General features: G+C 63.2%; 20 protein-coding genes and 1 tRNA gene. 15 read left to right on the plus strand and 6 right to left on the minus strand.

Annotated elements, in window-relative coordinates; genetic code table 11:
- Positions 1-126: 126 nt before the first annotated feature.
- A complete protein-coding gene (gene recQ, locus NKJ35_RS18125) occupies positions 127-1,941 on the plus strand; it encodes a DNA helicase RecQ (protein WP_352648941.1) in 1,815 nt (604 codons plus the stop codon).
- 21 nt (positions 1,942-1,962) lie between these two features.
- On the opposite strand, the gene NKJ35_RS18130 is transcribed toward recQ, so the two are convergent.
- On the minus strand, positions 1,963-2,217 hold the full coding sequence (locus NKJ35_RS18130) for a hypothetical protein (protein WP_352479592.1): 255 nt from the start codon (positions 2,215-2,217) through the stop codon (positions 1,963-1,965).
- A 173-nt stretch (positions 2,218-2,390) separates the two neighbouring features.
- A complete protein-coding gene (locus tag NKJ35_RS18135) occupies positions 2,391-3,308 on the minus strand; it encodes an alpha/beta fold hydrolase (RefSeq protein ID WP_352648943.1) in 918 nt (305 codons plus the stop codon).
- Between the two features lie 721 nt (positions 3,309-4,029).
- On the opposite strand from NKJ35_RS18135, the gene NKJ35_RS18140 reads away from it, so the two are divergent.
- Together NKJ35_RS18140 and NKJ35_RS18145 are read left to right on the plus strand one after the other, a co-directional pair.
- Positions 4,030-4,629 (plus strand): TetR/AcrR family transcriptional regulator, encoded by a 600-nt coding sequence (locus tag NKJ35_RS18140; RefSeq protein WP_352648945.1) that lies wholly within the window; start codon positions 4,030-4,032, stop codon positions 4,627-4,629.
- A gap of 77 nt (positions 4,630-4,706) precedes the next feature.
- Positions 4,707-5,282, plus strand: a complete 576-nt coding sequence (locus NKJ35_RS18145; protein ID WP_352648947.1) for a DUF308 domain-containing protein — start codon at positions 4,707-4,709, stop codon at positions 5,280-5,282.
- Positions 5,283-5,355: 73 nt separating this feature from the next.
- Here the strand turns inward: NKJ35_RS18145 and NKJ35_RS18150 are convergent.
- Positions 5,356-5,445 (minus strand) — tRNA-Ser (locus tag NKJ35_RS18150).
- Between the two features lie 338 nt (positions 5,446-5,783).
- On the opposite strand from NKJ35_RS18150, the gene NKJ35_RS18155 reads away from it, so the two are divergent.
- The 3 genes from NKJ35_RS18155 to NKJ35_RS18165 all read left to right on the plus strand — a co-directional run bounded on the left by NKJ35_RS18155 (position 5,784) and on the right by NKJ35_RS18165 (position 7,562).
- Positions 5,784-6,491 (plus strand): 50S ribosomal protein L21, encoded by a 708-nt coding sequence (locus NKJ35_RS18155; protein ID WP_352648949.1) that lies wholly within the window; start codon positions 5,784-5,786, stop codon positions 6,489-6,491.
- A gap of 98 nt (positions 6,492-6,589) precedes the next feature.
- Positions 6,590-6,859, plus strand: coding sequence for a 50S ribosomal protein L27 (rpmA, locus tag NKJ35_RS18160; RefSeq protein ID WP_023678077.1), 270 nt, complete (start codon positions 6,590-6,592; stop codon positions 6,857-6,859).
- 115 nt (positions 6,860-6,974) lie between these two features.
- Positions 6,975-7,562, plus strand: coding sequence for a GNAT family N-acetyltransferase (locus tag NKJ35_RS18165; RefSeq protein ID WP_352648951.1), 588 nt, complete (start codon positions 6,975-6,977; stop codon positions 7,560-7,562).
- Between the two features lie 172 nt (positions 7,563-7,734).
- On the opposite strand, the gene NKJ35_RS18170 is transcribed toward NKJ35_RS18165, so the two are convergent.
- On the minus strand, positions 7,735-8,604 hold the full coding sequence (locus NKJ35_RS18170) for an endonuclease/exonuclease/phosphatase family protein (protein ID WP_352648953.1): 870 nt from the start codon (positions 8,602-8,604) through the stop codon (positions 7,735-7,737).
- Between the two features lie 171 nt (positions 8,605-8,775).
- Between NKJ35_RS18170 and obgE the strand changes: the two genes are divergently transcribed.
- Positions 8,776-9,807: a GTPase ObgE gene (gene obgE / locus NKJ35_RS18175; RefSeq protein ID WP_254820472.1), complete on the plus strand. Its 1,032-nt coding sequence runs from the start codon at positions 8,776-8,778 to the stop codon at positions 9,805-9,807.
- A 2-nt stretch (positions 9,808-9,809) separates the two neighbouring features.
- Positions 9,810-10,955: a glutamate 5-kinase gene (gene proB / locus NKJ35_RS18180; RefSeq protein WP_352648956.1), complete on the plus strand. Its 1,146-nt coding sequence runs from the start codon at positions 9,810-9,812 to the stop codon at positions 10,953-10,955.
- 7 nt (positions 10,956-10,962) lie between these two features.
- Here proB and NKJ35_RS18185 read toward each other — a convergent pair whose 3' ends face one another.
- On the minus strand, positions 10,963-11,448 hold the full coding sequence (locus NKJ35_RS18185; RefSeq protein ID WP_352648958.1) for a hypothetical protein: 486 nt from the start codon (positions 11,446-11,448) through the stop codon (positions 10,963-10,965).
- Between the two features lie 77 nt (positions 11,449-11,525).
- Between NKJ35_RS18185 and NKJ35_RS18190 the strand changes: the two genes are divergently transcribed.
- The 3 genes from NKJ35_RS18190 (at position 11,526) to NKJ35_RS18200 (ending at position 14,893) form a co-directional block, all read left to right on the plus strand.
- Positions 11,526-12,806, plus strand: coding sequence for a glutamate-5-semialdehyde dehydrogenase (locus NKJ35_RS18190; RefSeq protein WP_352648960.1), 1,281 nt, complete (start codon positions 11,526-11,528; stop codon positions 12,804-12,806).
- 135 nt (positions 12,807-12,941) lie between these two features.
- On the plus strand, positions 12,942-13,529 hold the full coding sequence (locus tag NKJ35_RS18195; RefSeq protein WP_352479636.1) for a nicotinate-nucleotide adenylyltransferase: 588 nt from the start codon (positions 12,942-12,944) through the stop codon (positions 13,527-13,529).
- A 74-nt stretch (positions 13,530-13,603) separates the two neighbouring features.
- Positions 13,604-14,893 carry an MFS transporter gene (locus tag NKJ35_RS18200; RefSeq protein ID WP_352479603.1) on the plus strand — a complete coding sequence of 430 codons (1,290 nt, stop codon included), beginning with the start codon at positions 13,604-13,606 and terminating at the stop codon, positions 14,891-14,893.
- Between the two features lie 26 nt (positions 14,894-14,919).
- Here the strand turns inward: NKJ35_RS18200 and NKJ35_RS18205 are convergent, their stop codons facing one another.
- Positions 14,920-15,777, minus strand: a complete 858-nt coding sequence (locus tag NKJ35_RS18205) for a mechanosensitive ion channel family protein (protein WP_254816404.1) — start codon at positions 15,775-15,777, stop codon at positions 14,920-14,922.
- A gap of 239 nt (positions 15,778-16,016) precedes the next feature.
- On the opposite strand from NKJ35_RS18205, the gene rsfS reads away from it, so the two are divergent.
- The 4 genes from rsfS to NKJ35_RS18225 all read left to right on the plus strand — a co-directional run bounded on the left by rsfS (position 16,017) and on the right by NKJ35_RS18225 (position 19,759).
- A complete protein-coding gene (gene rsfS, locus NKJ35_RS18210) occupies positions 16,017-16,394 on the plus strand; it encodes a ribosome silencing factor (protein ID WP_352479604.1) in 378 nt (125 codons plus the stop codon).
- 61 nt (positions 16,395-16,455) lie between these two features.
- Positions 16,456-16,938, plus strand: coding sequence for a 23S rRNA (pseudouridine(1915)-N(3))-methyltransferase RlmH (gene rlmH / locus NKJ35_RS18215; RefSeq protein ID WP_352648963.1), 483 nt, complete (start codon positions 16,456-16,458; stop codon positions 16,936-16,938).
- A 151-nt stretch (positions 16,939-17,089) separates the two neighbouring features.
- Positions 17,090-18,433 carry a murein hydrolase activator EnvC family protein gene (locus NKJ35_RS18220; RefSeq protein WP_352648965.1) on the plus strand — a complete coding sequence of 448 codons (1,344 nt, stop codon included), beginning with the start codon at positions 17,090-17,092 and terminating at the stop codon, positions 18,431-18,433.
- Positions 18,434-19,759, plus strand: a complete 1,326-nt coding sequence (locus tag NKJ35_RS18225; RefSeq protein WP_023719673.1) for a S41 family peptidase — start codon at positions 18,434-18,436, stop codon at positions 19,757-19,759. It begins immediately after the preceding gene.
- Positions 19,760-19,948: the final 189 nt, after the last annotated feature.

A 19,948-nucleotide genomic window follows, 5' to 3' on the forward strand; every position in this document is an offset into this window, starting at 1 on the left:
GGCAGGACCAGAGGTGTCGATAAATGTTCGAATCTGCTGTCCAGGCAATCACCTGGCAATTCGCCGGCGAATTTCGGCAGGTCGTATCCCCGAAAGTTCCCTAATGCAGATAGCGGCGAGCGTCCGGTGGAGGATTCCAAGCGGCGCGTCCTGAAGGATATATTCGGCTTCGATGATTTTCGTCTCGGCCAAGCGGCCGTGATGGAGGCGTTGCTGGCCGGGCATCATGTGCTGGCTGTCATGCCGACCGGCGCCGGCAAATCGCTCTGCTACCAGGTCCCGGCGCTGGTGCTGGGCGGGCTCACCATTGTCGTTTCGCCGCTGGTGGCCCTGATGCAGGATCAGGTCGCCGCCTTGCGGCTTGCCGGCGTGGCGGCCGATACGATCAATTCCTCGCTCGACCGCGATGCCAATGTCGCTGCATGGCGCCGTGTCGCCGCAGGCCAGACGCGCCTGCTCTATCTTGCACCGGAGCGGTTGATGACCGTGCGAATGCTCGAGGCGTTGACCAAGCTCGATGTCCGGCTGATCGCCATCGACGAGGCACATTGCATCTCGCAATGGGGACCGGCGTTCCGGCGCGAATACGAAGAATTGTCGAGACTACGTGATATCTTCCCGAAAGTGCCGATCATTGCGCTGACGGCGACGGCGGACGAGACGACGCGCACCGACATTGCCGCGCAACTGTTCGACGGGCGCGTCGATACGGTGGTGCTCGGCTTCGACCGACCGAACATCAAGCTAGGCATTGAGCCCAAGCAGGACAGCAAGCGCCAATTGCTAAACTTCGTGCAGCGCCATGCAGGCCGCAGCGGGATCGTCTATTGCCTGTCGCGCAAAAAGACCGAAGAGATGGCGGCGTTCCTCGAGCGGAACGGCGTACGCGCGCTCGCCTATCATGCCGGAATGAGCAAGGACGCGCGTGAAGCGAATCAAAACGCCTTCATGACCTTGTCCGGCGTGGTGATGGTGGCGACCATCGCCTTTGGCATGGGGATCGACAAGCCGGACGTCGCCTATGTCTTCCACACCGACCTGCCGGGCAGCTTGGAGGCCTATTATCAGGAAATCGGGCGGGCGGGCCGCGATGGGCGGGCGGCCGAGGCACATATGCTCTTCGGTCTCGGCGATATCCGCATGCGCCGGCTTTTCATCGAAGACGAGGACGCGCCGGCTGAGCACAAAAGGCGCGCGCATGGCCGACTCGATACGCTGATCGGTTATTGCGAGACGACGCAGTGCCGCCGTCAGATCCTGCTTGGCTATTTCGGCGAGAGTGCTTCGCCTTGCGGCAATTGCGACAACTGCCTCGACCAGGGGCCGCATGCGGATGGCGAAGCGGAGGCGCGGATCATCCTGGCGGCGATCGCACAGACCGGCGAGCGCTTTGGCGCCGCCCATGTCGTCGATGTTCTGCTCGGCCACGAAACCGAGAAGGTCCTGGACAGGAACCACCACAGGCTTGCCAGCTTCGGCACCGGTGTCGCGCACAAGAAAAATGTGTGGCTGTCGCTGGTGCGCCAGCTCGTCGCGGGAGGGTTTCTGACATTGGACTCAACCGGCCATGGCGGCGTCGCCATTGCCGAGAAGGGCCGTGCGCTGGCTCGGGGCGAGGCATCGTTCCGGTATCGCGTGGACGCGCGCCAGTCATCGCGAGGCAAGATACGGACCGCACAGGATACCGCAGCAGGCACGGAAGGTCTGGATTCGGTGCTGCTGGCCGCGCTCAAGGCTGTACGGCTGCGTCTTGCCCGGGAACGCCAGGTGCCGGCCTTCGTGATCTTTTCGGATCGTACACTGATCGATATGGCCGAACGCTGCCCGCGCGATCTGGACGCCTTCGCCGCGGTCAACGGCGTCGGCGCCGCCAAGCTCAAGGATTTCGGCGAGATATTCCTCGGCGCGATCGCTGCGCATCAATCTGGTGTGGCGGGCTGAAGACCCACTTCAGTGACGTAATCAGCACCTGCTTCGCCTCGCCGCCGCAATCGCAGCCTCCTGCTGCCGCAAGCGCTCGATCTTCGCACTCTGGCGGGCAGTAACAGCAGAGGCGACACGCTGCCCTCCCAACAGCCAGCCCGGAATGTTGGTGTGGACGACTTTGCCGCGAGCGATGGCTGTCGCCGACATTTCGTCGGCGACAGCGCCCATCGCCACGTTGAGCTCGACGCAACTCATCTTGTCGTATTTCGCAGCATCGAAGGATGCAGGCAAAGGCGATGCGCAACTTCCGACAAACATCAGGCTGCATATCAGAGGCGCGGCCGTGGAGATCGCCTTCATTTTCTTTTCAAGCACGTTGACGCCGGCCGAGCGAATTTCGGAGGGTTCTCGATCTCAGGCCGCGAAGCACTCCCGAGGTTCGGCGTAACTGAAGCATGTGACCTCTACAATACTATGTGCTGACCGTCCTGCTTATCCTCGAAGAATTCCGAGAGTGCCGCTGCGATCTTTTCGGGGTGCTCTTCTGGGAAAAAATGCCCGCCTTGGACAGCGCGTCCTTCCGCCCTGTCGGCCCATTTCCTCCAAATGGCCAGCGGCCCGCCTTCTTGCGCATACCAGTTCTCCAGGGCGCCTTCGCCACTCCAAAGCGCCAGTAGCGGACACTCGATGCGACGACCGTTTACCTGGTCCAGCGCGTCGTGTTCACGATCGATCGTCGCAGCGGCGCGATACTCTTCGCAGATGGCGTGAATATGCGCGGGATCGCGAAGCGCATCAACATAGGCGTCCCTGACCTCTTTGGAGACCATTTTCGCCGACGATCCCCACTGCGTTATTGCATCGTCGACGACGGCATCGGGAGCCGCGCCTATCAGACGCTCCGGCAGGGGCTCCGGCTGGGCAAGAAGGCTCCAGGGCCAGAAGCCGAGCGCCAGTTTGGCATCCGCCCGATCCCATGTTGCGGCGGTGGGGATGATGTCGAGGACGGCGATTTTGAGCACTTTGTCGGGATGGTCGAGCGCCAGGCGATAGGCAACCCGCCCGCCACGGTCATGCCCGGCAACCATGAACCGCTCAAACCCCAGCTGTTTCATGGCCTGAACCATGTCGCCGGCCATGGCGCGCTTGGCGTATGGGCTATGATCGGCAGAGGAAACCGGGCATCCGCTTTGCCCATAGCCTCGAAGGTCGGCGGCGACCACCGTGAAGTGGGGCGCCAAGGCTGCGGCGATATCCCTCCACATCAGATGCGTTTCTGGAAAACCGTGAAGAAGCAGCAGCGGCGGACCGGTGCCACCAACCCTTGCGAAAATGGTCGTATCGTCCAGTCGCAAGCTGGTGGCTCTGAAACCTGCAAACACCGTCAGCCTCCTCGGGCGCCCTTAGACAAACTCTCCAAGGGCGCTAACGGTCGCCGAGGCTTGAACCCCGACCGCAATGGCCAGGGTTCAAGCCGGCCAGTTGCTAGAATCGAAACCAGACCCACACGCGCCTGCGGAAGCACCGCCTGCGCCGATAGCCATTTCGCCAGTAAACGCGACAGACCCTTCTCCAAGCACGCCGGCGGCGCCGACGCGGCCGGTGCCACCGGCGATGATAGACTGGTTGCAACTCGGCTTGAGTTTCGTCGTCGTCGAAGGTCTCGACATCCGGCGCCTCGAGTTCATCGAGAATGCCGCTTCTGGCAGTTGGAACGCCGGCCACTGCGTTGATTGGCCGAACTGTGCTTGCAAGGGCCGCGGCCCCGGCAATGCCAAACATTCCTGTCAAAAATAGTCGCCGATCCATGGAAACCTCCCAGTCTTCAACCAGCAATAGAACAAGGCTAACGATGGGGAGATAGCGCAGTCGGTGCAAACGCCTAGTGCCGCCCGGCGATTGCGATGATCCGGTCGGCCGAAGGGTGTCGCCGCCTGCGAAGTGGGGCGGCTACCTCGATCGACAAACACCCTGGGCTTTTGAATTGATGGGGGCCGAGAAACGATGAAGATCGAATGACGTCTACGCCATAGCCACCCCGATTTCACGCCACTCGTTTGCAAGGAGGCTTGACTGCCTTCCTACTAGAAGGTAGATAGAGGCATGAGCAACTTGTCTACCACCTCTGACGACATCCTGGCTTGTGCACGTTCACTGATCGTCGCTGGCGGCTACAACGGTTTCAGTTATGCCGACATCGCTGATGTGGTCGGGATCCGTAAGGCGAGCATCCATCACCATTTCCCAAGCAAGGTCGATCTGGTCCGAACGCTGGTTGCGCGGTATCGGGAGGAAGCTGAAGCGGGGCTGGCAAATGTCGAACTTCACGAATCCGATCCGCTCGAACAGTTGCGGATCTATGCCCGGTATTGGGAAGCCTGCATTGCGGACGCCAGCGCCCCGTTTTGTATCTGCGCGCTGTTGGCAAGCGAGCTCCCCGTTCTGCCCGAGGAAGTCGGCCTCGAGGTCCGGGCGCATTTCCGCTCCCTGTCGGCTTGGCTTACATCCGTGCTGGAGCGCGGCGCGCGGCGCGGCCAATTTCAACTGATGAGTACCCCTCGTGCCGAGGCTGAAGCGTTCATGGCGACTGTCCACGGCGCGATGCTTTCGGCACGGGCCTATGGCGACCCGACGATATTCGGCGTCATAACCGGCCCGCTCCTGGAGCGGCTCGCTCCGCGTTCCCTCCAGATACGACACTAAGATCTCAACCAACCATAGCCGTAACGGCTCCGCGACCTTCGTCAAGACTCTCTACCTACTAGTCGAAAGGACATCCAATGACGGTTCACAATAGCGATCTTTCCCGTGCCAGCCAGGAACAATGGCTCAAGCTCTATTACTTCGCTCGGACGGCGTTCTCGGCTGCTTGGGTGGCGGCTGCCTTTACGGTGGGACAGAATTCCGGGGAGATCGCGGCCGTGTTACTCGTGGCTTATCCTGCATGGGATGCCCTGGCCAATTTTGTCGACGCATCGCGCAGCGGAGGATTGGGACAGAATCGCACGCAGACCATCAACGTCGTGGTCAGTATGGCGACAACGCTCGCGGTCGTTCTCGCGCTGGAGATGAGCATGAATTGGGTGCTCGGGGTGTTCGGCGTATGGGCGATCCTGTCTGGCCTGCTTCAACTCGGCACTGCAGTCCGCCGTTGGAAGAGCTATGGTGCACAGTGGGCGATGATCCTGAGCGGAGGGCAATCAGCGCTGGCAGGCACGTTTTTCATCCTGCAGGCGCGGATGCCGATGCCGCCATCCATCAGCAACGTGGCCGGCTATGCCGCAGTAGGCGCCCTCTACTTTCTGGTTTCGGCGGTGTGGCTAAGTGTGAGCCAATTGCGGCGGAAGGCTGCATAGGCCGCGATCTTAAGCCATTACCGGCGCGATGAGAGATGCAGTTATCTATGGCTCGGGTCGTACCATTCCGAAGTGGCGGAGAGGGAGGGATTCGAACCCCCGATGGGCTTGCACCCATGCCGCATTTCGAGTGCGGTGCATTCGACCACTCTGCCACCTCTCCGCGGTCATGGTCCGCCGTTGCCGGCGCGGCGCACTAGATAACGGCTGGACAGGCAGGTTACAAGGGCCAATCTGCCCCGTCGACGCAGCTTCTGTCCCTGCTTCCTTCGAGCCTCCGGCAGCCGCTGCTCGATATTTGCAAGGACTGGGCTCAACCCGTTTGCAGCTTGCCCGCGGCGCTTGCCTTGACTCAAGCCGAACCTTCGGTTAGGGACAGCGCGCAATCGGCGTGGAGGGGTCTTCCGCGCCGCTTGTTTTTTGAACCCGCAGACTGACAAAAAGACGGCCGAACCGCCTTAGGCGGTTCATCAAGGCCGACCGAACAGCGAAAGGCAAAAAATGTTCGCAGTCATCAAAACGGGCGGCAAGCAGTATCGCGTTGCCGCCAACGATCTCCTGAAGATCGAAAAACTCGAAGCCAATGTCGGCGATATCGTCGAGATCGGCCAGGTGCTCGCGCATGGCGAGGGCGAGAACGTCACGTTCGGTGCGCCATTCGTCGACGGCGCCTTGGTCACCGCCGAAGTCGTCGAACAGGGCAAGAACCGCACCGTCATCGCCTTCAAGAAGCGCCGCCGGCAGAATTCGCGCCGCAAGATCGGCCATCGCCAGCTTTTGACCACCGTCAGGATCGCCGAGATCCTGCTGGATGGCGCCAAGCCGTCGAAGAAGGCCACGGCCAAGACCGAAGCGAAGGCCGAGGTTGCAGCCAAGACCGAGGCGAAGGCTGAAGCCGCGCCGAAGGCCGAAGGCAAGGCAGAGGCTGCGCCGAAGAAGGAAGCCAAGGCTGAGACGACCGAGGCCAAGGCAACCGAAACCGCCGCTCCGCTGTTCAAGGCACCGAAGGGCGAACCCGACGATCTGACCGTGATCAAGGGCATCGGCCCGGTTGCAGCCGGCCAGCTCAACGAACAGGGTATCACGACCTTCGCACAGATCGCCAAACTGTCCGACAAGGATGTCGCCAAGATCGACGAGCACATGCCGTTCAGCGCCGACCAGATCAAAGACTGGCGCGAGCAGGCCAAGGAATTGGCGAAAAAGTAGAACGACCCGGCGCAATCGTCGCCGGATCGGACTTGAAACGGAACGCGAACGCGTTCATAAGATCGTTTAGGCGTCTCACGGCGCATCGGAGTAGTTAGATGGCACACAAGAAAGCTGGCGGATCGTCGCGCAATGGTCGCGACTCCCATTCCAAGCGGCTCGGCGTGAAGAAGTTCGGCGGCGAAGCCGTGATTCCGGGCAACATCATCATTCGTCAGCGTGGCACGACGTGGCATCCCGGCACCAATGTCGGCATTGGCACGGACCACACGCTGTTTGCGCTCGAAGCTGGCGCAGTCACCTTCAACAAAAAAGCCAATGGCCGAACCTACGTATCGGTGAACCCGATGACGAAGGCAGCGGAGTAGCCGGTTCCGCACGAGAACACCGGCACCCATCTCGGGACCGGTGTCTGGCCAAGCCAGGAAAAGGATCAGGGGAGATGGGTTTCCATCTCCCTTTTTTCTTGCCTGGAGGACTGACATGGTTGCCGAAGCGGAAGACTCAGACGACGAAAGTTACACGATAGATTGCCCGGTGCTCGCGACCGAGCGGCTGGTCATGCGTGCCCCGCGTGAAAGCGACATCGAGCAATTGGTGGCGCTCGCCGACAACCGCCGTGTCGCGGAAATGCTGGCTCGCATGCCGCAGCCCTATGGCGAGGCGGAGGCACGCGCTTTCCTGGCTATGACGGCATCGCGCCGGGCTGGAATCGCCTATGCGTTGACGCTGGCCGGCACCGAGACCTTCGTCGGCTGTGCCGGACTCAACATAACGGATCGCGGGCTGGAGCTCGGCTACTGGATCGGCGAGCCGTACTGGAAACGCGGCTACGCGACGGAGGCAGCGCACGCACTGGTCGACCTTGCCTTCCAGAGAACCAGGATCCAGGTGCTGCACGCCTCGACGCGGGTTATCAATCCGGCCTCGCGCCGTGTCATCCACAAATGCGGCTTCCAGTATGCCGGCCAGGGCATGCTGAATTCGATCGTTGCCGGCCAGGTGCCGGTCGAGCGCTATCGCCTCGATCGAAAAACCTGGACCAGTCTCAGGAACTGGGTGCATTTTTGAGGCATGTCGATATTCAGGTGATGCCAGCCTGCGAATGGCGGCTTCCTTCGCTTCCGGTGCTCACGTACTTTAAGTACGCTCCGCTCCGGTTCTCGGAAGCCACCACTCTCGGCACGGCCTGACCTGAATCTCGACACACCTCGGCGCGAAAGATTGCGGACCAACGTTGACATCACGCCATCTCGACCCAGACCGGCAAGTGATCCGAACCAGCCACTTGCCGGTCGACCCACAGGCGCCTCAGCGATTTGGCAAGCGAGGCGCTGGTGAAGATGTAGTCGATGCGCTTGTAGCGGCTGGCATCGCCTGGCCGCTTGGGGTCGACCCAGGTGACGAGATCGGCGCCGGCAGCGCCGAGGCGCACGGCGGCATCGACGGCGAGGTCGGCAGTCACCGGCATGCCGAATTCATGGTCGGGTTGGCCGGCGAGTTCGACGTGCTCCGACGATCCGGCGAGCATGTTGAAGTCGCCCATGACGACGAAGGCTTCAGGACAAGGCAGGTCCGGCAAGCCGATCTCGGCGACGCCGGAGAGCCCGCCGCCCTCGAGCGGGTAGTTTAATAGGCGTTCGCGCAGAAAGCGGATTTGGCTCAGGCGTTCAACCGGGCTGCGGTGGTCGAGATGGGTGGAATAGAAGCGGATCGGACCAAGCGGCGTTTCGATCAGCGCCTCCAGCGCGCCGCGCTGGAAGTTCATTGCTTCGAAACTGCGGCTGCGCGGCAAAAGGAGATTGCGCGACAGATGGATCGGCGTCCTCGACAGCACCATGTTGCCGAGCTGGAAGGTGGTCGTGATGGCGCGGCCGTTTTCCAAGCGCGAGCCAGCGTCGGCTTCGAAATTGCTGCCGTAAACGGCAAAATAGTCGGGCAGCGCCTCGCCGAGTTCGGCCACCATGTCGCGGCCGCCATTCTTCGGGTTGGCGCGGGAGACCTCCTGCAGCGCGATCACGTCGGCGCCGCGCACGGCATCGGCGATACGGCCGACATCGTACCGGCCGTCGAGACCGACGCCGTAGTGGATATTGTAAGTTACCAGCTTCATTGCGACATCTCGCGCTTGGAAAGCCGAAGATCGATTTTCGGCAAGGGTCAACCAAAGGCTACGCGTCCAGAGATACGCGCGACGTTACAGTAGTAAAAACGGCCCTCGCCCTTCGACCCGCCTTGGTTTAGAGCAATCCCGCAAAGCCAATAACAGAAACCATACAATCCGATGAAATTTCTCGATCAAGCCAAGGTCTACATCCGCTCCGGCGACGGCGGCGCCGGTTCGGTGTCGTTCCGGCGCGAAAAGTTTATCGAGTTCGGCGGTCCGGACGGTGGCGACGGTGGCCGCGGCGGCGATGTCTGGGTGGAGGCGGTCGACGGACTAAACACGCTGATCGACTATCGCTATCAGCAGCATTTCAAAGCCAAGACCGGGACGCACGGTATGGGCCGCAACATGACCGGCGCCAAGGGGGCCGACGTAACGCTGAAAGTGCCGGCCGGAACACAGGTCTTTGCCGAGGACAATGAGACGCTGATCTGTGATCTGACGGTCGTCGGCCAGCGCTTTCTGTTGGCTAAGGGCGGCAATGGCGGTTTCGGCAACCAGCACTTCAAGACCTCGACCAACCAGGCGCCGCGCCGCGCCAATCCCGGACTGCCAGGCGAAGAGCTCAACATCTGGCTCAGGCTGAAGCTGATCGCCGATGCCGGCCTTGTCGGGCTGCCCAACGCCGGCAAGTCGACCTTCCTGGCGGCGGTCACCGCGGCCAAGCCGAAGATCGCTGACTATCCCTTCACCACCCTGCATCCGGGCCTTGGCGTGGCCCGCATCGACGGGCGCGAATTCGTCATCGCCGACATTCCCGGCCTGATCGAAGGCGCGCATGAAGGGGTCGGCATCGGCGACCGCTTCCTAGGCCATGTCGAACGCACGCGCGTCCTTCTGCATCTTGTCTCGGCACAGGAAGAAAATCCGGCCCAGGCCTACAAGACCGTGCGCGCCGAACTCGACGCCTACGGCAACGGGCTGACCGACAAGATCGAAATCGTTGCGCTTTCCCAGGTCGACATACTCGATGCCGACGCACGCAAGAAAAAGACCGCCTCGCTGAAACGTGCCGCCGGCCGCGCGCCGATGCTGCTTTCTGCTGTCACCGGCGAAGGCGTCGAGGCGGTGTTGCGCGCGCTGATGGCTGTGGTGGCGGAGGCCCGCGAAGCTGTCGCTGCGCCGGTCGAGACGCGCTGGAACACATAGCCATGGCCGCGCAATCGCTGAAAAATTATCGGCGCATTGCCGTCAAGATCGGCTCGGCGCTGCTTGTCGACCGCACGACGGGCCTGAAGCGCGACTGGCTGGCCTCGCTTGCCGACGACATCGCCGTGCTGGCCAATGGCGGCGCCGAAATTCTCGTCGTGTCTTCCGGGGCGATTGCGCTCGGCCGCACCATCCTCGGCCTCGGCAAGCGAGCGCTGAAGCTCGAGGAGAGCCAGGCCGCTGCTGCCGTCGGCCAGATCGCCTTGGCCGGCGCCTGGTCGGATGCGCTCGGCAAGAATGGCTTGAAATCGGGCCAGATCCTGCTGACGCTCGGCGACACCGAAGAGCGCCGCCGCTACCTCAACGCGCGGGCGACGATCTCGACGCTGCTCAAGATGACGGCAGTGCCGGTCATCAATGAGAACGACACGGTGGCGACATCGGAAATCCGCTATGGCGACAACGACCGGCTGGCGGCGCGCGTCGCCACTATGATGGGCGCCGACCTTTTGGTGCTGCTTTCCGACATTGACGGGCTCTACACGGCACCGCCTGCGCGTGACCCGCAAGCTCGGTTCATTCCCGTCGTCGACCGCATCACTCCCGACATCGAGGCAATGGCGGGTGCTGCCGCTTCGGAATTGTCGCGCGGCGGCATGCGCACCAAGCTCGACGCCGGCAAGATCGCTACCGCCGCCGGCGCCGCCATGATCATCACATCGGGCACGCGGCTGTCGCCGCTGCTGGCAATCGAGCGCGGCGAGCGCGCCACCTTCTTCCGGCCGAGCGCCAATCCGGTCAAGGGTTACAAGACCTGGATCGCCGGGCAGCTCGAACCTGCAGGACGGCTGACCGTCGATGCCGGCGCCATCGGCGCGCTGCTCTCCGGCAAGTCGCTGCTGCCGGCCGGCGTCAAATTGGTCAGCGGCAATTTTGCGCGCGGCGACACGGTGGCCATCCTGTCGCCCGAGGGCCGCGAGATAGCGCGCGGGCTGGTTGCCTATGATGCCGCCGATGCCGTAAGGATCGCTGGCCTGAAGACGACCGAGATCGAAACCGTGCTCGGCTACGAGGCGCGTTCGGCGATGATCCACCGCGACGACCTCGTGGTGAGCGGCGCGGCCGACGGAGATGCAGCCCGCCATTGACGGCGCGCTACTGGTCAGGCTCATGCGGCCATTTGGGTGGGTTGCGATATCGATCCTGAAAGTCCTGGTATATCTTCAGAAGTTCGCTGCAACCTCCCAACTCCGCTTCGATGCCAGCCTTGGCACGTCGATCCACTTCGGCTTGGGGAACATCCTTGTCGTCTTCGACGACGAGATCGCGGATGAGCGCGTCAGTCGTCATTGCTTCTGCCCCTTTTTCCTCTTCCATCCTTTTTTTGAATTCCGCCTCAAGCCGAGCGCGCGGCCCACATCCATGCAACTCTTCAACAACGACGTTGATCTGGGAAAGCGGTGTCGGTGGCGCGCCGCAATAGCGCTCAGCGAGTGCGAGGGACATCATCGAGCTTACCATAAGCATGGCCTTGCCGTCGGGGCTCTCTCCAGGTTCAAATTTGTCGTCGCAGTAGTCCGCGGCACGGAGGCTTGTCGGTATGAGCATCGCGCCGAGAGCAACGAGGATAACTGTCTTCATTCTGCTTCCTCAAATTTGCGGCCATTGCCGCGAAGGCTGCCCGCGTGTAAATCCACCAGCTTCACTGGATCGGTCAAATGCTGAACAAACACCAAGGCGATGATGTAGCCAGTTTGATGACACGGATAGGCCGCAAGGCGCGCGCTGCCGCCCGACCGCTGGCCATTGCGAACACTGCTGCCAAGAATGCCGCGCTCCTCGCCATGGCCGACGCCATCATCGCCCGTGAGCAGGACATTCTCGATGCTAACGCCATCGATGTTTCGAATGGTCACGAATCCGGGCTTTCCGCCTCCTTCATGGATCGGCTGAAGCTCGATCCCGCCCGCATCCGCGCCATGGCAGACGGTATCAATGAAATCGCCGGGTTGCGCGATCCGGTCGGCAATGTCATTGCCGCTTGGGAGCGGCCGAACGGGTTGCATATCGAACGGGTGCGCACGCCGCTCGGCGTCGTCGGCGTCATCTATGAGAGCCGGCCGAACGTGACCGCCGATGCCGGCGCGCTCTGCCTCAAGGCCGGCAATCCGGTGATCCTGCGCGGCGGCTCGGATTCGGCGAATTCTTCCGCCGCGATCCATGCCTGCCTGATCGAGGGGCTGAAGACAGCCGGGCTGCCGGAGGATGCCATACAATTGGTGCCGACCACCGATCGCGCCGCCGTCGGCGAAATGCTGAAAGGGCTTTCCGGCAATCTCGAGGTCATCATTCCGCGCGGCGGCCGCAGCCTGGTCGAGCGTGTGCAGAACGAGGCACGGGTGCCGGTCTTCGCGCATCTCGAGGGCGTCTGCCATCTCTATATCGACGGATCGGCCGATCTCGACATGGCGGTCAAGATCGCGGTCAATGCCAAGATGCGGCGCACCGGGGTGTGCGGTGCTGCCGAGACGCTGCTGGTCGACCGTGCCGTCGCCGGCACGCACCTGGTGCCGATCCTCGGGGCCCTACAGGCGGCAGGCTGCGAGATCCATGCCGATGCCGAGGTGCTGAAGCTTTATGCCGATGCCCAACCCGCGACCGATGCAGACTGGGTGACCGAATATCTCGATGCCATCATTGCGGTGAAGCTGGTCGACGGCGTTGCCGGCGCGATCGAGCATATCGAGAATTTTTCATCGCATCACACCGAGGCGATCATCGCCGAGGATGCAAAGGCCGTCGAACGGTTCTTCAGCGAGATCGATTCGGCGATCCTTCTGCACAACGCCTCGACCCAGTTTGCCGATGGCGGTGAGTTCGGTATGGGCGCCGAAATCGGCATTGCCACCGGCAAGATGCATGCGCGCGGGCCGGTCGGCGTCGAGCAACTGACGTCGTTCAAATACCGCGTACGCGGGTCGGGACAGGTGAGGCCTTGACCTTTTTCGCCGCTAGGGCTTGAAGTTTGCGCCCAGCCACCCCCCTCTGTCCTGCCGGACATCTCCTCCGCAAGGGGGGTGCTTAGCACGATGCTATCCCCTTCCGAGCATCCCGTCCCTCCGCGCTACCTCAAGATGCCGCATGCCGGGAAAGGCGTGGCGGTCGGGCTGTTCGGCGGTTCGTTCAACCCGCCGCACGCCGGCCATGCGCTGGTCGCCGAGATCGCGCTCAGACGCCTTGCGCTCGATCAGCTGTGGTGGATGGTGACGCCCGGCAACCCGCTCAAGAATGCCGGTGACCTGGCACCGCTGGCCAAGCGGCTGGAGCTATCCGAAAAGATCGCCAAGAACCCGAAGATCAAGGTCACCGCCTTCGAGGCGGCCCACCGCGTCCGCTTCACCGCCGATACGCTGGCGCTGGTCAAGGCGCGTAACCCCGGCGTCGATTTCGTCTGGATCATGGGGGCCGACTCGCTTCGCGACTTCCACCGCTGGCAGCGCTGGCGCCGCATCGTCATGACGTTCCCGATCGCGGTGGTCGACCGGCCGGGCGCGACACTGTCGTTCCTGTCGTCTGTGGTCGCCAAGACGTTCGACTATGCCCGCGTAGACGAGGGCGACGCGCCGCGGCTCGCCCGCATGGACGCGCCGGCCTGGACCTTCATCCACGGCCCTCGTTCGTCGCTGTCGTCGAGCGCGATCCGCAAGGTAGCAAGGGGCTGAGCCAACACGGAAGGCAAGACCGCTGATGTCGCTTTTGCCGCTGCCTTGACCAGCTTGATGGGCGATCCTCGGTCATGACGATTCTCGAGCGCGACCAGGACAAGAACGGTCTAGGGCAGCCGGCCCCGTCGATCGCCATTGCCAGTATCCTCTTGTCGATGGCGCTGATCGCCGTCGGCAATGGCCTCATGTTCGCCTATATCCCAGTCCGGCTCGGCGCCGCGGGCTTCGATCCGACTTGGGCGGGGCTGATCGTCACCGGCCTTTCGGCTGGCGGCCTCGCCGGCTGCATCCTGACCGGGCCGCTGGTGCGGCGTGTCGGCCATGCCCGCGTGTTCATGGTGCTGTCGGCACTCATCGTGCTGTCCAACGCCGCGGTCGGCGCCGGGCCGCATCCCTTGCCGTGGATCGCTGCACGGGCGCTCTACGGCTTTGCCATTTGCGGCCTGTTCATCGTCGCGCAGAGCTGGCTGAACGATGTCGTTGCCAACGCCATCCGCGGCCGGGTCATGGCTATCTTCTACGTTGCCTATGTCGCCGGACTCGGCGTCGGCTATTCGACGCTGGCGTTGATCGATATCCGCGCGGCCGACGCGCCGCTGATCGGCATTGCCTTCACCGCACTGTCGATCCTTCCCGTCGGGCTGACGCGGCTCGCGCAGCCACCGGCGCCGCAAGCGGCGTCCGTGGCGCTCGGCCGCGCCTGGCGGATCTCGCCGGTGGGCGTTGCCGGCATGCTTGCCGTCGGCGGCCTGTCGATGACGATCTCGGGCTTTGCGCCGATCCATGCCACGGCCAAGGGCTACGGCCAGGCCGACGTCGCTTTGCTGCTTTCGGCAATGCCGGTCGGCACGCTGATCCTGCAGATCCCGCTCGGCTGGATTTCCGACCGCACTGACCGGCGCTTCGTGCTGATCGCGGCGTCGGCGCTTGCCGCCGCGGCGGGCCTGTTTGCCCTCGGTTTCGACGGCGGCGCGCTGGTGGCGCTGCTCGTCATCTACGTGGTCTGGGACGGCGCCTCGGAATCGATCTACTCTCTGGCCAGCGCCCATGCCGGCGATCGCGCCGGCAAGGACGACATGGTGGCGCTGTCGAGCTCGCTTTTGTTCGCCTGGTCGCTGTCCGGCTTCGTCGTCCCCGGCATCGTGACCGGGCTTTCCGCCGTCTATGGCACGCAGGCCTTCATCTATGTGGCAATCGTCATTGCCGCCGCGTACTGCCTGTTCGTTCTTTGGCGAGTCGTCATGGTGCGGCCCGTGCCTGCCACCGAGACCGGCAGTTTCGCGCCGATGACGGCGCAGGCGCCGTTGCCCGTCGATCTCGCCTTCGCGCCCGAAGGTCAACGCGGGCGCGAAGAAATTTGAACACCCTCCAGCTGGCTTCAAATGCTCTATTGCCGTGTGGCTGAGGCATCCGCCTGCGGCGCTTTCGGTGCCGGCGCCGGGACCGAAAGGCCCTCGGCATCGAACGCCTGCTTGACACTCTTGGTAAGGTCGATCTGGGTGGCGAAGAAGTCGGCAGCCGCCGTCCAGTAGCGCAAGGTGATGGCGACGGTGCTGTCGCCGACGGTCGCGACAAAGGCGATCGGCGCAGGCTGCCGCCTGACACGCCGGTCGGCGGCGGCAACGCCAAGCATGGTCTTTTGCGCGAAATCGATGTCGTTCCACGAGCCGATGCCGAGCGTGATGTCGCCGCGACGCACACCGTTGCGGGTGAAGTTGCGGACCGGCTGGTTCCACAGGGTCGAGTTGGGTGCAAGCACGTAGACGCCTTCGACCGTCCGCAGCGTTGTAGCGAACAGGCCGATCTCCTCGACGGTGCCGGATATGGCGCCGACCTCGACATATTCGCCGATGCGGAACGGCCGCAGCGCCAGCAGCATGATGCCGGCGGCAATGTTCTGCAGCGTGCCTTGCAGCGCCAAGCCGATGGCCAGGCCGGCGGCACCGATGGCGGCAATGATCGAAGCGGTCTGCACGCCGAACTGGCCGAGAACCATGATCACGACCAGCCCGAGGATGGCGTATCGGACGACCTGCGAGAAGAAATGGCGGAGCGTTTCGTCGAAGCCATGGATATGGCCGAGGCCGGCATAGATCGAACGCTCGGCGAGGCCGGCGACGATGTAGCCGATGACCAGCAGGATGACGGCGCCGACCGCCGAAAGCGAGTAGGAGACGATCAGCGTGCTGAGTTGCGCCAGGCCGGATTGCACGGTGAGGAGGGCGTTCTGGGGATCGATCGGCATGTCGGGATTCCGGTTCGTGGATGAGCCGATAACCGCTGCGGGGCGAGGCGGTTCCGATTTTCTCGCTCGGAAAGCCGCATATTCGGCCGCTGCCGGGCGCCTGCTTGCGAGCGGTGTCTTGAAACTGCAACCTAACTCTGCCTATCTAAGCAGTGTCACCTGATTTTGAAGGTGATTTGGTTGTTCTTGCTGCGAAAGGAAATACACTGAGAACAGCACTTCGGAAGAAGGCCGACATCGTGCCTTCGCCGGCCGGGATCAGCGTAAACGACGCCGTGTCCCGCGCCATCAAGACAGTCCTTGACAGTCTGGAAGACTCCAAGGCCGAAAACATCGTCTCAATCGACATTCAGGGAAAATCGAGCCTCGGCGACTACATGGTCGTCGCATCGGGCCGATCGCACCGTCATGTCTCGGCTGTCGCCGATCACCTCCTCAAGGCGCTCAAGGATGCCGGGCTCGGCACGGCGCGCGTCGAGGGGCTGGCTGGCGCCGACTGGGTCCTGATCGATTCGGGCGACATCATCGTCCATGTCTTCCGTCCCGAGGTCCGCGACTTCTACAATCTCGAAAAGATGTGGCAGGCGCCCGATCTCGAGGAGGAGACCCTCCACTGAGCCGTACTCGTCTTGATGCATGTCGTTGTCAGACATGCATCAGCGGCTCTTCGAGGCAGGGATGAAGATTACCGTTCATGCCGTGGGCCGAATGAAAGCCGGCCCCGAGAAGCAGTTGGCCGATCGCTATTTCGAGCGTTTTGCCAAGAGCGGTCCTGCCGTAGGCCTCGAATTCGCCGGGATCATCGAGATTGCCGAAGGCCGCGCGCAGACGGCCAATGAGCGCCGGCGCGAGGAAGGCCAGAAGCTGCAGACGCACTTGCAACCGGGCACGGCGCTGGTGCTGCTGGATGAGCGCGGCAAGAACCTTTCCTCCGAGGATTTCGCCGGCCGCATAGGCTCGCTGCGCGATGGCGGGCGCAAGGCGCTGGTGATCGCCATTGGCGGCGCCGACGGCCATGACCAGTCGCTGCGCGACCTGGCTGATCTGACGGTGTCGCTCGGTGCGTTGACCTGGCCGCATCAGCTGGTCCGCGTAATGCTGGGCGAGCAGCTTTACCGGGCGGCCACGATCCTTTCCGGCCACCCCTACCATCGTTCATGAAGTCGGCTCGGTCGGCGAATTGATGCCAGCCGCCCGGATTTTTGCCCCAATGCTCATCAAGAGTTTGGGCTCATGGGGTTTGCGGATGGCGGCCGGGGCTCGAACATGGTTGATGGTTCGTTAACGAAGCCGCGCATAGAGTTAGGCTTCAATGTCTGAAGACTGGAAATCACGAACGGGCTCCTGGCGCGTGCGCTACGGCATCGCCGTGGCGGCGATCGCGCTTTCGCTCGGCGTCGCGCGGGCTGAGAACACGCTCGACCTGGCGCCCGACCCGGACCAGAGCCGCGCCGAATACGAAAAAGTATCGAAAGAGATCACGCTGTCGTCCGAGCGGCTGGCCAAGCTCGCCGCCGACATCGCGGCGGTCAAGAAGGACCACGCCTCGATCACCGCGGCGCTGATCCAGTCGGCGATGACCGAGCAGAAGCTCGGCCAGGACATCGAGGACATTGGCGGCAAGCTGGAAGGGCTTAAGGCGCAGGAGCAGAAGATCCGCGCCTCACTGGCCGCCAGACGCGACGTTCTGGCCGAAGTGCTCGGCGCGCTGCAGCGCATGGGGCTCAACCCGCCGCCGGCGATCCTGGTCAAGCCGGAGGACGCATTGTCGTCGGTGCGCAGCGCCATCCTGCTCGGTGCCGTGGTGCCGGAACTGCGCCAGCAGACCGACATGTTGCTGGCCGACCTCAAAGAGCAGTCGCGGGTGACGGCCTCGATCGAGGCCGAGCGGGCGCGGCTGACGGCAGCGATCGGCGAGCAGGCGGCGGAAAAAAAGCGGCTCGGCATGCTGCTCGAAGCCAAGCAGAAGCTCGCCGCCGATACGCAAACCGCGCTGGCCGCCGAAAAGCAGCGGTCCGCGACGTTGGCGGCCAAGGCCGGCAGCCTGAAAGAACTGATCGCCTCGCTCGAGGCCGATAGGGCCCGCAAGGCGGCGGATGCGGCCAAGGCAGCCGAGCAAAAGACGGCCGACGCCGACAAGGGCCCGGCATCGGCTGCGGCGTCGACGGAATTGGCCTCGCTGCCGGTGCCGGAGAGCAACAGGCTCACCGCTGCCGCGCCGTTTTCCGCGCTGCAAGGGCAGATCGCGCTGCCGGTCACCGGCAGGATCAAGCGGCGCTTCGGCGCCAACGACGGTAACGGCGCGGTGATGCTCGGTGACATGGTTGCGACACAATCGGGAGCCATCGTCACAGCACCGGCGGATGGAAATGTGCTTTATGCGGGGCCTTTCCGCTCTTACGGTCAACTCTTGATCCTGAATGCGGGTGACGGCTATCATGTCGTCCTGGCGGGGATGAGCAGAATCAGCGTCGCGTCTGGCCAGTCGGTGCTCGCAGGTGAGCCGGTCGGCGCGATGGGAGAGGCCCGGGTGGCGAGCACCTCGGCATCGAAGAATGGAAATGCCACGCCGGAGCTCTATGTCGAGTTCCGCAAGGATGGAAAACCCGTCGATCCGGCCCCATGGTGGGCGGACCGTTTTTCTGGAAGGACGTGAATGATGCGGAAACTGTCGCTTCTGTTTGCCGGTGCGCTGATGGGTGCATCGGCGATGAGCCTGGTCTATGGCGCGCCCGGCTCGACGGCGAAGGCTGCGGGCTCCGAGACCTATAAGCAACTGGCGATCTTCGGCGATATCTTCGAACGGGTGCGGGCGAATTATGTGACGCCGCCCGACGACAAGTCGCTGGTTGAAAATGCCATCAACGGCATGCTGTCCTCGCTCGACCCGCACTCCTCCTACATGAACGCCGAAGAAGCGCAGGACATGCGCGTTCAAACCAAGGGCGAGTTCGGCGGCCTCGGCATCGAGGTCACCATGGAGAACGACCTGGTCAAGGTGATCACGCCGATCGACGATACTCCGGCCGCCAAGGCTGGTGTGCTCGCCGGCGACTATATCGCCAAGATCGACGGCGAGGAGGTTCGCGGCCTGACGCTCAACGACGCCGTCGAGAAGATGCGCGGGCTGGTCAACACGCCGATCAAGCTCACCATCCTGCGCCAGGGCGCCGACAAGCCGATCGAACTGACCGTCGTGCGCGACATCATCAAGGTCAAGGCGGTCAAGTTCCGGGTCGAAAACGACATCGGCTACATGAAGATCACCTCCTTTACCGAAAAGACCTATGACGACCTCGAGAATGCCATCGACACCATCAAGAAGCAGGTGCCGAACGACAAGCTCAAGGGCTACGTGCTCGACCTGCGCCTCAATCCGGGCGGTTTGCTCGACCAGGCGGTGAGCGTGTCGGATGCCTTCCTCGACCGTGGCGAGATCGTCTCGACGCGCGGCCGCGATCCGAAGGACGTCACCCGCTTCGACGCACGGGCCGGCGACGACATCGGCGGCAAGCCGCTGATCGTGCTCGTCAATGGCGGCTCGGCCAGTGCCTCGGAAATCGTCGCCGGCGCGCTGCAGGATCTGCGCCGCGCCACGGTGGTCGGCACGCAGTCCTTCGGCAAGGGTTCGGTGCAGACCATCATCCCGCTTGGCGAGAACGGGGCGCTGCGGTTGACGACGGCGCTCTATTACACGCCGTCCGGCAAGTCGATCCAGGGCAAGGGCATCACGCCCGACATCAAGGTCGACCAGCCGCTGCCGGCGGAACTGCAGGGCAGGGATCTGACGCGCGGCGAATCCGACCTCAAGGGCCATATCAAGGGCGCCGACGAAGGCACGACCGGTTCGGGTTCGGCAGCCTATGTGCCGCCGGAGCCGAAGGACGATTTGCAGCTCATCTATGCCGAGCAGCTGCTGCGCGGCCAGAAGACCGATCCGGCGTTCCCGCCGAATCCGCAAAAGGCCGTGTTGAACCAGTAAGGGCGGGCAAGCCGGGCCAAACGGGTCTGGCTGCCTGAGCGAAGCGATGCGATGCTGCCGGGGCCGCGAGGCTCCGGCAGTTTGATTCGGGGCTGCGGCCGGCATGCTGCGCGTCCAGTGAAGCAAGGGGACGCGCCGACATTTTGGATCTTGCGCCTCCGGAGAAGGTTTTACTTCGGGGATGCACGC

The sequence above is a fragment of the Mesorhizobium sp. M0136 genome, from assembly GCF_040322515.1.
GTDB lineage: Bacteria > Pseudomonadota > Alphaproteobacteria > Rhizobiales > Rhizobiaceae > Mesorhizobium.